The organism is Winogradskyella sp. (genome assembly GCF_013042245.1).
Lineage (GTDB): Bacteria > Bacteroidota > Bacteroidia > Flavobacteriales > Flavobacteriaceae > Winogradskyella.
Window position 1 is genome coordinate 1 of sequence record NZ_JABDQL010000126.1, and the last position, 12,903, is coordinate 12,903.

At 33.0% G+C, this 12,903-nt stretch carries 10 protein-coding genes; 3 read left to right on the plus strand and 7 right to left on the minus strand.

Annotated elements, in window-relative coordinates; translation table 11 throughout:
• Window positions 1–1,336: 1,336 nt before the first annotated feature.
• The 7 genes from HKP48_RS09850 to tgt all read right to left on the minus strand — a co-directional run bounded on the left by HKP48_RS09850 (window position 1,337) and on the right by tgt (window position 9,788).
• Window positions 1,337–2,596, minus strand: coding sequence for an asparagine synthetase B (locus HKP48_RS09850; protein WP_296345350.1), 1,260 nt, complete (start codon window positions 2,594–2,596; stop codon window positions 1,337–1,339).
• A 91-nt stretch (window positions 2,597–2,687) separates the two neighbouring features.
• Window positions 2,688–3,728, minus strand: a complete 1,041-nt coding sequence (locus HKP48_RS09855; protein WP_296345352.1) for an AI-2E family transporter — start codon at window positions 3,726–3,728, stop codon at window positions 2,688–2,690.
• Between the two features lie 70 nt (window positions 3,729–3,798).
• Window positions 3,799–5,331: a replicative DNA helicase gene (gene dnaB / locus HKP48_RS09860; RefSeq protein ID WP_296345354.1), complete on the minus strand. Its 1,533-nt coding sequence runs from the start codon at window positions 5,329–5,331 to the stop codon at window positions 3,799–3,801.
• 260 nt (window positions 5,332–5,591) lie between these two features.
• On the minus strand, window positions 5,592–6,542 hold the full coding sequence (locus HKP48_RS09865) for an acetyl-CoA carboxylase carboxyltransferase subunit alpha (protein WP_296345357.1): 951 nt from the start codon (window positions 6,540–6,542) through the stop codon (window positions 5,592–5,594).
• A 146-nt stretch (window positions 6,543–6,688) separates the two neighbouring features.
• Window positions 6,689–7,588 (minus strand): DMT family transporter, encoded by a 900-nt coding sequence (locus HKP48_RS09870; protein WP_296345359.1) that lies wholly within the window; start codon window positions 7,586–7,588, stop codon window positions 6,689–6,691.
• A complete protein-coding gene (locus tag HKP48_RS09875) occupies window positions 7,575–8,654 on the minus strand; it encodes an LptF/LptG family permease (RefSeq protein WP_296345361.1) in 1,080 nt (359 codons plus the stop codon). Before HKP48_RS09875 ends, HKP48_RS09870 begins: the two co-directional genes overlap by 14 nt.
• 3 nt (window positions 8,655–8,657) lie before the next feature.
• Window positions 8,658–9,788 carry a tRNA guanosine(34) transglycosylase Tgt gene (tgt, locus tag HKP48_RS09880; RefSeq protein WP_296345363.1) on the minus strand — a complete coding sequence of 377 codons (1,131 nt, stop codon included), beginning with the start codon at window positions 9,786–9,788 and terminating at the stop codon, window positions 8,658–8,660.
• Window positions 9,789–9,958: 170 nt separating this feature from the next.
• On the opposite strand from tgt, the gene HKP48_RS09885 reads away from it, so the two are divergent.
• From HKP48_RS09885 to HKP48_RS09895, 3 genes are read left to right on the plus strand one after another with little or no spacing between them, the layout of a single operon-like run.
• The gene (locus tag HKP48_RS09885) at window positions 9,959–10,804 is read left to right on the plus strand and encodes a transketolase (RefSeq protein ID WP_296345370.1); all 846 of its coding nucleotides are present in this window, start codon (window positions 9,959–9,961) and stop codon (window positions 10,802–10,804) included.
• Window positions 10,805–10,839: 35 nt separating this feature from the next.
• Window positions 10,840–11,793: a transketolase C-terminal domain-containing protein gene (locus HKP48_RS09890; RefSeq protein ID WP_296345365.1), complete on the plus strand. Its 954-nt coding sequence runs from the start codon at window positions 10,840–10,842 to the stop codon at window positions 11,791–11,793.
• A 53-nt stretch (window positions 11,794–11,846) separates the two neighbouring features.
• Window positions 11,847–12,431, plus strand: a complete 585-nt coding sequence (locus HKP48_RS09895) for an outer membrane beta-barrel protein (protein WP_296345367.1) — start codon at window positions 11,847–11,849, stop codon at window positions 12,429–12,431.
• Window positions 12,432–12,903 lie beyond the last annotated feature (472 nt).

Here is a 12,903-nt window from a genome sequence, read left to right on the forward strand (position 1 = left end):
CACATCCACGAGATACAACTTGCTCAAAAGCAACAGTGTCTTTTTTCATGTCCGTCTGTTTTTTTGTTAATAATACCCTAAGGTAATAATAGACGGACTTTTTTTACTTATTCATATCCTTTTGTGATGGATTCCTCTAAAATTATTTTGCGCCGTAATGGAGGTTTCATATGTTTATATGTATTGTTTTTTTAAGGACACATGCTGTTCGCTATTAATCATTCCTTTAGGTGATAATATGTTTAGCATATGCGTTTCATAATACTGATAGAATATATCTTCTACCGTTATTCTTTTCCTTTTAATTCCATATCATGAGACAGTAGTTCATAGTGTGATTCCGATATTTTTAATTTCTCTAAAACAGATTCTGAAACTAAAAGATGCTTATTAAACCTATTACATAAGCTTTGTATTCTAGAGGCAGTATTGATGATATCACCATGAAAGGCTAGGTCTTTTTTATAGTTCCTATTAAGTCAACCATAAGTTTCTCAAAATGTAAGCCAGCTTTAAAATTGGGATTAAAATTGTATTTGTTTATATAATATTTAGACCGTCTATTAAATCGTTTTTGAAAGGCAAAAAATAGATTTATACAATTATTATTTCTGAAACCTTTTTTTATTAGGCCAATAAATGACGTCCTCATCTCCGGCATATTGATAGACTTCTGCATCAAAATTATTCGAGGATAAGTTTACATCTATAAACAATATTGAATAAACTTACTATACTTCTGATGCCGCACTTTTTCTGTAATCATTGTAGAACTCTTTAGGTCAACAAACATTAACACGTGTTCTTGCTCCTTAGGTTTCTTATACTTCCCTAATAGAATTTGAATGAAATTTCTCCGACTAAATCTATCATTTGCAATTCGGATTAATGAAAAAAATAACAGAAGTAGTAATACAATAAATTACAGTAATCCAGAAGAGTGGGTTAGTTTTCCAACAACCTCTTTGATTAGGTATATCTAAATCTGTTTGTTCCTCTAGATGAAAGGATATTAAGCTAAGAACAACTATGATTAAAATAAAATAGATTATGGACTTTAATAGTATGGTTAATCCAAGAATAAGTCTTTTACTTAATTTATCAAATAACAACTCCATTATAGCATAAAAAACACTTATAAGAAGACCTATTAAAGTTGCTGCTTCATAAAAAGTTCTGATTGGCAAGTACAGAATTTCATCAGTGTAAAGGGACAATTCTTCTTCTATTCCATGATACCTAACGGCACAAAATAGTACAAAAGCAGAAACCCAAAAATTACTGATATTAAAAGAAGTTTAAGAAAAGAACTCCGTTTATTAAACATATCTTAAAATTATGTTTTTTGCTTCTTCTTTTTAGCAGCGGGAAATAAAACGTTATTTAAAATTAAACGATAGCCTGGAGAAGTTGGGTGAAGATCTAATTCTGTCTTCGGGTCACCAACGCGATGCGTATAGTCTTCTGGGTCGTGCCCTCCATAAAATGTAAAAAAGCCTTTTCCTTTAATACCATGAATGTACTTAGCCTCACCATTTGTTTTGTTCTCTCCCATAACCAATACATTAGATTTTATTTGTTCGCGTGCAAAGGATGTTGTTTGCCCCATAAAACCCTTTACTAAAGCGGTGTGGTTTTGAGTTAACATCGTGGGGATGGGATCCCATTTTGCAGAATATTGCATTAATGAAAAGTAATCTGTTGACTTTGGGATATTTCGTTTTCTAGTCATATCTATTGAAGAGAACTCATAAACATTAGGACTTCGCTCTAAAATATAGTTTTTAAAGGCAAAGGTTTTGCTAAAATCTAATTTATTTTGATAGCCTGGTGTACTTCCATCACCATCAAACATAGGCTCACATATATCAACGTTTTCGGCAGACAATGTAATATCGAAACTATCGGTTGCAGAGCACATGGCAAACATAAATCCACCACCAGCCACGTAGTTTCTAATCTTTAAAGCTACAGCAAGTTTAGCATCTGAAACTTTTGAATAGCCTAATCGTTTAGCCAATGTTTCAGCTTCTTTTTTGTCTTCAATATACCATGCTGCAGAACGATAACTTCTATAAAATTTACCGAACTGACCAGTAAAATCTTCATGATGTAAGTGTAACCAATCGTAAAGCAATAATTCATCTTTAAGAACTTCCTCATCGTATATAGTTTCGTAAGGAATTTCGGCATAAGTTAACACCATAGTCACCGCATCGTCCCATGGCTGTTTTCCATATGGTGTGTAGACAGCAATTTTTGGTGCTTTTTCTAATACAACGGCTTCTTGGTTTACAGCTGGGCTTGAAATTTTTTCTAAAATTTGGACAGTTTGACTATCAGAAATAATTTCAAAAGACACACCTCTGATTTGACATTCGCGCTGAATAATTTCTGCATCTGGCAACAAAAATGAACCCCCTCGATAGTTTAGTAACCACTTTACTTTTAGATTTCTTTCGAGTGTCCAATAGGTAACACCGTAGGCTTTAAGATGATTTTCTTGAGATTCTGCATCCATTGGAATTAGTATGTAAGATGCCTGAGCTGAATAGCCTAATAGTAATAGAAGGATTAATATTGTAATTTTTTTCAACCTTATAAATTTATTTCAATATAATCAAAAAAGTATAGCCTCTAAAGTCTTTATTATTCTTTTAAGATATTTTGAAGTAATTGAGGATAAGCTAGAGACTTTCAGGCATGGTTTCTGACCCAGATAATAGACTGGCTATTACTTTTGTACCTTTAAATTGCTCTAAGATTATTTTAATAAACACTGTAATTGGAATAGCCATTATCAGTCCTGCAATTCCCCATAAAAATCCCCAAAACATAAGCATAACTAGGACGGCTATAATATTGATTGAGAATGATTTTCCCATGAAAATAGGCTCCAAAATAGCACCAAAGGTTACTTGTACTAGGGTAATTGCCAATATAAAAAATAACAAAGTGCTTGAGGTATCCAACTCTACAAAAGCGAAGATTGAAAGTAAAATAACAGAAATAAAGGAACCTACCATTTGCACAAAATTAATAGCAAATGCAAAAAGACCCCAAAAGATAGGGAAGCTAACATCAAAAAAAACACACATTAAACCTGTAAATAATCCTGTTAAAGCACTTACCAAAAACTTCACTTTTATGAACTTAATTAAATCACTTTCAATTTTCATGAATGCTTTTACAGAAGTATATTTTTTTCTTAAAATTGTATTATTCAATAACTTATGAACATTAATAGATTCAGCCAACCACAGTACTACAAAAAACGCTGTCATTAAAAGTGTTGTTAAAAACGTCCTGAGAAAACCAATGGTAGAGCCAATATTTTCTTTTTGAAAAAATTGAGCAAATACGTTTTTATTGGACTGTACTTCAATCCCAAAATTATTATTCAAATAACTTTTTAGGCTTGCTATTTTAGGCTCGGCTTTTTGCAGGAAATCTCCATTATTAGCTAGAATTTCTTTGCTTGATAACTGAATTAATTCAATACCAATTTTTAAGCCACCAGCAACTAGCAATAATACCACAATAATACTTATAAATTTTGGTATTTTTCTACGCCCCAACCAACGCATCATTGGCAGAAACAATAAAGCTATGAACATTGAAAAAATCAATGGGATAAATATAAAAGAAAGTATTTTAAGTAAATAAAATACTAAAGGAACTGCTATAATTAACAGTAGAATATTTGTTGTATGTCTTTCGTTTAGCATGGGGGCTTTGTTATTTGAGACAAAGCTAATTTTAAATTTTTCTAAAATGTCTCAAAAAAATTATAAAAATTTAGAAAGGCACACCATCATCTTCTGGTGCGTCGAATGCATCACTAGCAGAAGGAAAATGGTCTTGTTTAAAGGTGTCATCATTTGCCACAGCATTCATTTTAGAATGGAACTCACCAAATGGTGTGTCGAAGTCATCCAAATTATCGAACTTACCTAAATGACCAATAAACTTAAGTCTTATATTATCTAGACCACCATTTCTGTGTTTTGCAACGATAAACTCACCTTGACCTTCAGTTGGGGAGCGTTCTTCATCATCCCATTCATCAATTTTATAATATTCTGGTCTATAAATAAATGATACGATATCTGCATCTTGCTCAATCGCACCAGATTCACGTAAATCTGATAGTAATGGTCTTTTACTACCACCACGTGTCTCCACGGCACGCGATAATTGAGACAATGCAATGACGGGGACACTTAATTCTTTAGCTAAAGCTTTAAGGTTACGAGAAATCATTGATATTTCTTGTTCACGATTCCCTCCTTTTTGACTTCCACCAGCCGTCATAAGCTGTAAGTAGTCAATCATAATCACTTTTATTCCGTATTGTGAAGCTAAACGACGTGCTTTTGCTCTTAAATCGAAAATTGACAAAGATGGTGTATCGTCTATAAATAGTGGCGCTTGCTCTAATGTCTTTACTTTTACGTTGAGTTGTTCCCACTCATGCTTCTCTAGCTTTCCTGTTCTTAATTTTTCTGAAGATAAACCTGTTTCACTAGAAATTAAACGTGTAATTAACTGAACTGAAGACATCTCTAAAGAGAAAAATGCCACAGGTTGATTAAAATCCACAGCAATATTTCGAGCCATTGTTAAGGTTAATGCAGTTTTACCCATACCTGGACGAGCAGCTACGATTATTAAATCACTAGGTTGCCAACCAGAAGTTAGTTTATCTAGTTTATCAAAACCTGTAGGTATACCACTTAACCCTTCTTTATTAGAAATTTCTTCAATTTTCTTCTTGGCCTGAATCACCAAACTTTGAGCTGTTTCAGTAGACTTTTTGACGTTTCCTTGAGTTACCTCGTAAAGCTTAGCTTCTGCAGTATCAAGTAAATCGAAAACGTCATTCCCTTCGTGGTAAGCTTCCTCAATAATTTCATTTGAAATTTTAATTAAACTTCTTTGAATATATTTTTGGAGAATAATACGTGCGTGAAACTCAATATGTGCTGATGAAGACACGCGTTGAGTTAAAGATATTAAGTAAAAATCTCCACCAATTAAATCAAGCTTTCCGTCTTTACGTAATTGTGCCGAAACTGTTAATAAATCTACAGGTTCACTGTTTTCAAACAATTTAAAGATAGATTCAAAAATGTAGCGGTGTGCCTCTTTATAGAAGGCATCTGGACTTAAAATATCTATAACCTCATCTACCCCTTTTTTATCAATCATCATGGCTCCTAAAACCACTTCCTCTAAGTCTATGGCTTGCGGTGGAATTTTTCCTTTCTCCAAGCTAATTAAGGAACTTTTGTCGACTTTATAGCCTTGTACTGGATTAGGTTGCTTCATTATATAATGACTGATTTTGATGGATTAATCTTGGTTTTTTGTAGGCAAATTCTTTTATAAAATCTGAGCTTGTTGGCTACATATTTTCAGGGGTACGAAGGTAAATAAATCGTTAAGAAAATAGCTTTTTAAAGATAGACAATATTCAACAGTTGATTAACATTCTAACTGTTAATAACTTAATTATTTTGTTAACAGCGATAAAAAAACTGAAGCAAAAAGCTTCAGTTTTATAATAATAGGCTGTTTTATTGAAGTTCTTATTTATAAACTCCCATTTGGCTATATTTTTCCATGCGCTGTTTTACTAATTCTTTTGGTGATAAGTTTTTAAGTTCATCAAAAGTCCTTATAATAGCATCCCTAACCGCTAAAAAAGTTTTTTCTCTGTCTCTATGAGCACCACCTAGCGGTTCTTTAATAATTTGGTCGACAAGTTTCATACGTTTCATGTCTTTTGCCGTAAGCTTTAAAGCTTCAGCTGCTTGCTCTTTGTACTCCCAACTACGCCATAAAATAGAAGAACATGATTCTGGTGAAATAACAGAATACCATGTGTTTTCTAACATCATAACTTTGTCTCCAACACCAATACCTAATGCGCCACCTGATGCACCTTCTCCAATAATTATAGTGATTATAGGTACTTTTAATCGTGTCATCTCTAAGATGTTCCTAGCAATAGCCTCACCTTGTCCGCGTTCTTCAGCTTCAAAACCAGGGTAAGCACCTGGTGTATCTATCAATGTAACTACAGGAATACCAAATTTTTCTGCAGACTTCATTAAACGTAAAGCTTTACGATAGCCTTCTGGATTTGACATTCCAAAGTTTCTATATTGTCTCGTTTTTGTATTGAAGCCTTTCTGTTGACCAATAAACATGTAGGATTGATCTCCAATTTTTCCTAAACCACCAATCATGGCTTTATCGTCTTTTACATTTCTGTCACCATGTAATTCTAAAAAGGAATCACCACAAAGGGCTTTAATATGATCTAACGTGTAAGGTCTGTCTGGGTGTCTAGATAGCTGAACACGCTGCCATGCCGAAAGGTTTTTGTAAATCTCTTTCTTGGTTTCAACTAGCTTCTTCTCTATTTGTTTACAGGTTTCTGTAACATCAACTTCACTCTCATCCCCTATAAGCTTACATTTCTGTAATTGGTCTTCAAGTTCTTTTATTGGTAATTCAAACTCTAAATATTCCATACAATTTGAAATTAATTCGTTTTAGTTAGTTAGATCACAAACCTACATATTCTGTGTTTATTTTAATAATAAAACTAGAACTAATTAGATTCCGCAGTCTATACAAAAATAGGAATTACTGCTAAGTTATTATGAACTTTAACGTCTTATCGTCCACTTTTTATTTTTCTCTTTCTATAGTTTTTTGATATCGCATCCATTAATATAGCGGTGATAACTATGATTGCACCGTAGTAAAATTGGGGTGACATTTGTTCATTCTCTGGGAAGAAATAAAGTGCTAAGACAATCCCATAGACAGGTTCTAAATTATAACTCAATATTACTGTAAAGGGTGAAATATACTTCATAATCTCTACTGCTGCAATAAAGGCATAAGCCGTACAAACCGAAGCCAATATTAAGATAAACAACCAGTCTTCTTTGGATAGTATAAAGAATTCTAAATTAAACCCCCCATAAAATACGAATATACAGATTGATATAAAGAATACACCACTTACAAATTCATAAAATGAAATTACGCTAGCTTTATGCTTTAGAATAAGTTTACCATTAATTACCGCAAATAAAGTTGAAAATAAAGCAGATGCTAGGCCTAAAATTATCCCGTTGATGTATTTTAATTCGCCTTGTGTAATCAGTAAAACACCAAATATAACAATGATACCAAAAATTATTTCGTACCATGAAACTTTACGATTAAATATTATAGGCTCTACAAATGAAGCGAAAAATGCTCCTGAGGAAAACATAGCTAGCGTTATAGATACATTAGACTGATTTATTGCCTCAAAAAAAGTAATCCAATGAGCTGCTATAATTGCTCCAGCAATAGTTAACTGAAATGCTAAGCGATTAGTTATTTTTAACCGCTTCTTAGTTAGTTTTATATAAAGAAACATTAATATACCAGCAATTAACATTCGAAACCAAACTAATGCAAACGCACCAATGGTAATCATTTCGCCAAGTATAGCTGTAAAACCAGCAATAAAAACCAAAAAATGTAAATGTATATAGTGTTTAAAATTACCTTTTAGCATTATATAGTAAATATGCTGCTAAAATACCGAAAACTACATTTGGGAACCAAACTGCTACTAAAGGCGAAAAATCAGATTGCTCTGCCATGACACCAAATATCTTGTCAAAAAAAACATAAATCATGGCAATGGTAATACCTATGGCAAGGTTAACTCCCATTCCACCTCGACGCTTAATTGACGATACAGCAACCGCTATGATGGTGAGAATAAAAACTGAAACTGGTAAACTCCATTTTTTATATTTAACCACTTCGTAGCGACCAATATTTGGAGAACCTCTTAATTTTTCCTTTTCTATGAAGTCTACTAATTCTGAATATGGTTTTGTTTCTGCAATATAATTCACTGGTGTCAAATCTTCGGCTTCAAAAGAAAACTCGACAATCATTTTTCGCTTTTCTTCGACAGTGACATTTCCTATACTATCATAGTTGCGTTTGTAATAATTAGTTAACTGCCAAACAGAATCTATTTCAATATACTTAATCGAATTAGCAAAAATTTTATACTCTAATTTGTTGTCTTTGAGATGTTCTAAGGTAAAGTTTTGTCCACGATTGTTTTTAGGGTCAAAAGAGCTTACATAGATAATATCGTTATCGGTAATTCGCCGAAAAATTTCTTTTGTGTCTTGAATTTTCCTACCTTTTGATAAATATTTATACTTAAACTCATTAAAACATTGACTCGCTTTAGGTGCCAAAAACATCCCTAACAATAATGCTATGATTGCTACGATTGTGGCTCCTATTAAATAAGGTCTTAAAAATCTAGTAAAAGAAACGCCTGAACTCAAAAAGGCTACAATCTCCGTATTGTTAGCTAATTTTGACGTAAAAAATATAACAGACAAGAATAAAAACAAAGGAAATAAAAGTGTTGCAAAATATATTGTGAAGTTTAAAAGATATTCTGCTACAGCATCAAAAGGTACATCATTGTCTATTATTTTCCCAATTTTTTCAGCTAAATGAACCATTATAGCTATCGGAATAAATAATAATAACATCATCAAAAATGTAAACAAGTATCTCTTAAGTATATACCAATCTAGTATCTTCATAAACTATAAACGCTTATCCATTTGTTTTACCATTTTATCTTTCCAAGTTCTAAAATCTCCTGCAATAATATGCTTTCTTGCTTCTCTTACCAACCACAAATAAAATCCTAAGTTATGAATTGTAGCAATTTGTTTTCCCAACAATTCATTAACCGAAAATAGATGCTTTAGATAAGCTTTACTATATTCTGTGTCTACGAATGTAATTCCCATTTCGTCTATCGGCGAAAAATCATCAGCCCATTTTCGATTCTTTATGTTAATGGTTCCTTGAGCTGTAAATAGCATTCCATTTCTAGCATTTCGCGTTGGCATTACACAATCAAACATATCTACACCTAACGCAATATTTTCTAAAATATTTATTGGCGTACCAACTCCCATTAAATATCTTGGTTTATCTTCTGGTAATATTTCACAAACAACATCAGTCATAGCATACATTTCTTCAGCAGGTTCGCCTACCGACAAACCACCAATAGCATTACCTTCAGCTCCTGCATTTGCAATATATTCTGCGGATTGCTGTCTCAAATCTTTGTATGTACTTCCTTGAACAATTGGAAAAAATGACTGAGAGTAATCATACTTATAAGGCGTCTTTTTTAAATGCTCTAAACAACGCTCTAACCAACGATGCGTCATGTGCATAGAGCGCTTAGCATAGTTATAATCGCATGGATATGGTGTGCATTCATCAAAAGCCATAATAATGTCAGCACCAATAGAACGCTGAATTTCCATTACATTTTCTGGTGTAAATAAATGCATACTTCCATCAATATGTGACTTAAACTTTACGCCTTCTTCTTTTATTTTTCGATTTGCTGAAAGCGAATAGACTTGATAGCCACCAGAATCTGTAAGGATATTTCTATCCCAATTCATAAATTTATGTAAGCCACCAGCCTGCTCTAAAATTTTAGTTTGGGGTCTTAAGTATAAATGATAGGTGTTTCCTAAAATAATATCAGGGCTAATATCATTCTTTAATTCACGTTGATGCACACCTTTTACAGTACCAACAGTACCAACAGGCATGAAAATGGGGGTTTCAATTTTACCATGATCTGTAGTAATCTCTCCTGCTCTTGCCTTACTCTTTGGGTCTGTAGAAATCTTTTTAAATACCATTGAAAATAATTGTAAATGGGCAAATATAATTAACTCTCAAGCATAAGGTCTTAATTAAATTTAAAATTGTTAGCAAATCCTCTAAATCGTTAATAAATGAAAGATATCTTACTTTGCCACGCTAGTTGAAACGATTATTTTTGAAATCATTAAAACAAGACATATTTAAGATGCCAAACACTCAAGAATTACAAGATTTAACCACTCAAGTACGCCGCGATATTTTGCGTATGGTACATAAAGTAAACTCAGGACATCCTGGAGGATCGTTAGGTTGTGCTGAATTTTTAGTTACACTCTACCAAGAAATTATGGACAGAAAAGACCATTTTGATATGGACGGAATTGGAGAAGACCTATTCTTCCTATCTAACGGCCATATTTCTCCTGTTTATTATAGTGTTTTGGCTCGCTCTGGTTATTTTTCAGTTGATGAGTTAAATACGTTTAGACTTATTAATTCTAGGCTACAAGGTCACCCAACCACTCATGAAGGTTTACCAGGTGTACGTATTGCTTCTGGTTCTTTAGGACAAGGCATGTCTGTTGCCATTGGTGCAGCTCAAGCTAAAAAACTAAATGGTGATTCTCATTTAATTTATAGCCTTCATGGTGATGGTGAATTACAAGAAGGTCAAAACTGGGAAGCTATTATGTATGCTTCAGCAAAAAAAGTAGATAATCTTATTTCTACAATAGATTTAAACGGAAAGCAAATCGATGGTGCTACTGATGATGTTCTACCAATGGGAAGCATCAAGCAAAAATTTGAAGCCTTTGGCTGGATTGCTATTGAAATTGAAAAGGGTAATGATATTAAAGCTATTCTTGAAGGAATGGCAGAAGCTAAATCCAAAACCGGAAACGGAAAACCTGTTTGTGTTTTATTAAAAACTGAAATGGGTAATGGTGTAGACTTTATGATGCATACGCATGCTTGGCATGGCAAAGCACCAAACGACGAGCAATTAGAAATTGCTCTTTCTCAGAATCCAGAAACCTTAGGGGATTATTAATATTTAAAACATTTCCACATAAAGTGGACTTTAATATGAAAACATACGAAAACACAGGAAATAAAGATACACGCTCAGGTTTTGGAGCAGGACTTACGGAACTAGGAAAAACAAATGAGAATGTTGTGGCCCTTTGTGCTGATCTCATAGGTTCATTAAAAATGGATGATTTTAAAGCCAATCATCCTGAACGTTTTTACCAAGTTGGTATCGCAGAAGCTAATATGATTGGTATTGCTGCTGGATTAACCATTGGTGGAAAAATTCCATTTACAGGAACATTTGCTAACTTTTCTACAGGACGTGTATATGACCAAATAAGACAGAGTGTAGCTTATTCTAGTAAAAATGTAAAGATATGTGCATCTCACGCAGGTATTACTCTAGGAGAAGATGGTGCAACTCACCAAATTCTTGAAGATATAGGCTTAATGAAAATGCTTCCCGGAATGACCGTTATAAATACTTGTGATTTTAACCAGACCAAAGCTGCAACTTTAGCTATTGCAGAGCATGAAGGTCCTGTCTATTTACGTTTTGGTAGACCAAAAGTGGCGAATTTCACTCCAGAAAACCAAAAATTTGAAATTGGAAAAGCTGTACAACTAACAGAAGGTACAGATGTAACTATAGTAGCTACAGGTCATTTGGTATGGGAAGCACTTGAAGCTTCAAAAATCTTAAATGAACAAGGTATTTCTGCTGAAGTAATTAATATCCATACCATTAAGCCTTTAGATGAGAGTGTGATTTTAGGCTCTATTGCTAAGACAGGATGTGTTGTTACAGCTGAAGAACATAACTATTTAGGAGGTTTAGGAGAAAGTGTTTCTAGAACATTAGTGAAAAACAATCCTGTACCTCAAGAATTTGTAGCAACCAACGATACATTTGGTGAATCCGGGACACCCGCACAACTTATGGATAAGTACGGCCTAAATAGTAAAGCCATAGTCGAAGCTTCAAAAAAAGTCATTTCAAGAAAATAAGTTGAGTTTGGCAGCGTTTTTGTTTATATGCTCAAAATCAAAAACGAATAATTATGAAGAATTTATTTTTTACAGTAGTATTAGTTGTAGGATTTTCAACTGTATTATTTGCTCAAACAGGAAGTGGCTTCGGTATTAAAGCTGGTCTAAATTATGGTGGCAGTGGAGACTACTTCCAATCTGCAGCCGATAATTTTGAAAATCCAGACCAAAATATCGGGTATCACATTGGTCTCTTTGGGAAACTAGGAAACAAGCTTTATTTTAGACCAGAAATTGTATACACAAAAACTAAAAGTGATTATGATTTGGGTGAGTTTGATATGCAAAAGATTGATGTTCCATTATTGGTAGGACTCAAAGTTTTAGGTCCTATAAATGTATTTGCAGGTCCTTCTTTACAATATATACTAGATACAGATTTTAATATTAATGTCAATGATATTGAAAATGATTTTAGTGTAGGTTTCAATTTTGGTATAGGAGTTAATCTTAATAAATTAGGTATTGATTTAAGATATGAAAGAGGCTTCAGTGATAATGAAGCTACTTTTATAGATAACAATAATATTATTTCTCTTGACCGCTTAGAAACAAGACCTGAGCAAATAATCTTGAGCTTATCTTATAAAATATAGTTGTATATACGCTAACTATCATAAGCTAAAAACAAACCTGATTTTCTATGTTTTCGAGCGTGGTCACAGAGCGTAGTCGAAGTGTAGTCCAGAAATATAAGCACTTGATTTTAATACATTTCGACTTTAGTTTATGCTGAGCACAGTCGAAGTGCTCAATACTATAGATTAAATTAAAATCAATTTATGACATATTACGGACATTCAAAAAATATAGTCTCTCTTAGACTTAAAAATAAAAAGCCGCTAAAACAATTTTAGCGGCTTTTTTTTTAATTATGTGAATCAAGGGTTGAAATAGTCATAGAAAAACAAGCTTAATTCATTGAAAAACAACGCCTTAAACTTGTTTAAGTTATTGATTTTCAGTATCTTAATAGTCGATTTCAACAAGATTATTTTGGATACAAATAGCAATAACAAGGATTACAAGTTAGTAAAAATTTATGATTATGTCTGTGAAAAATTTGAA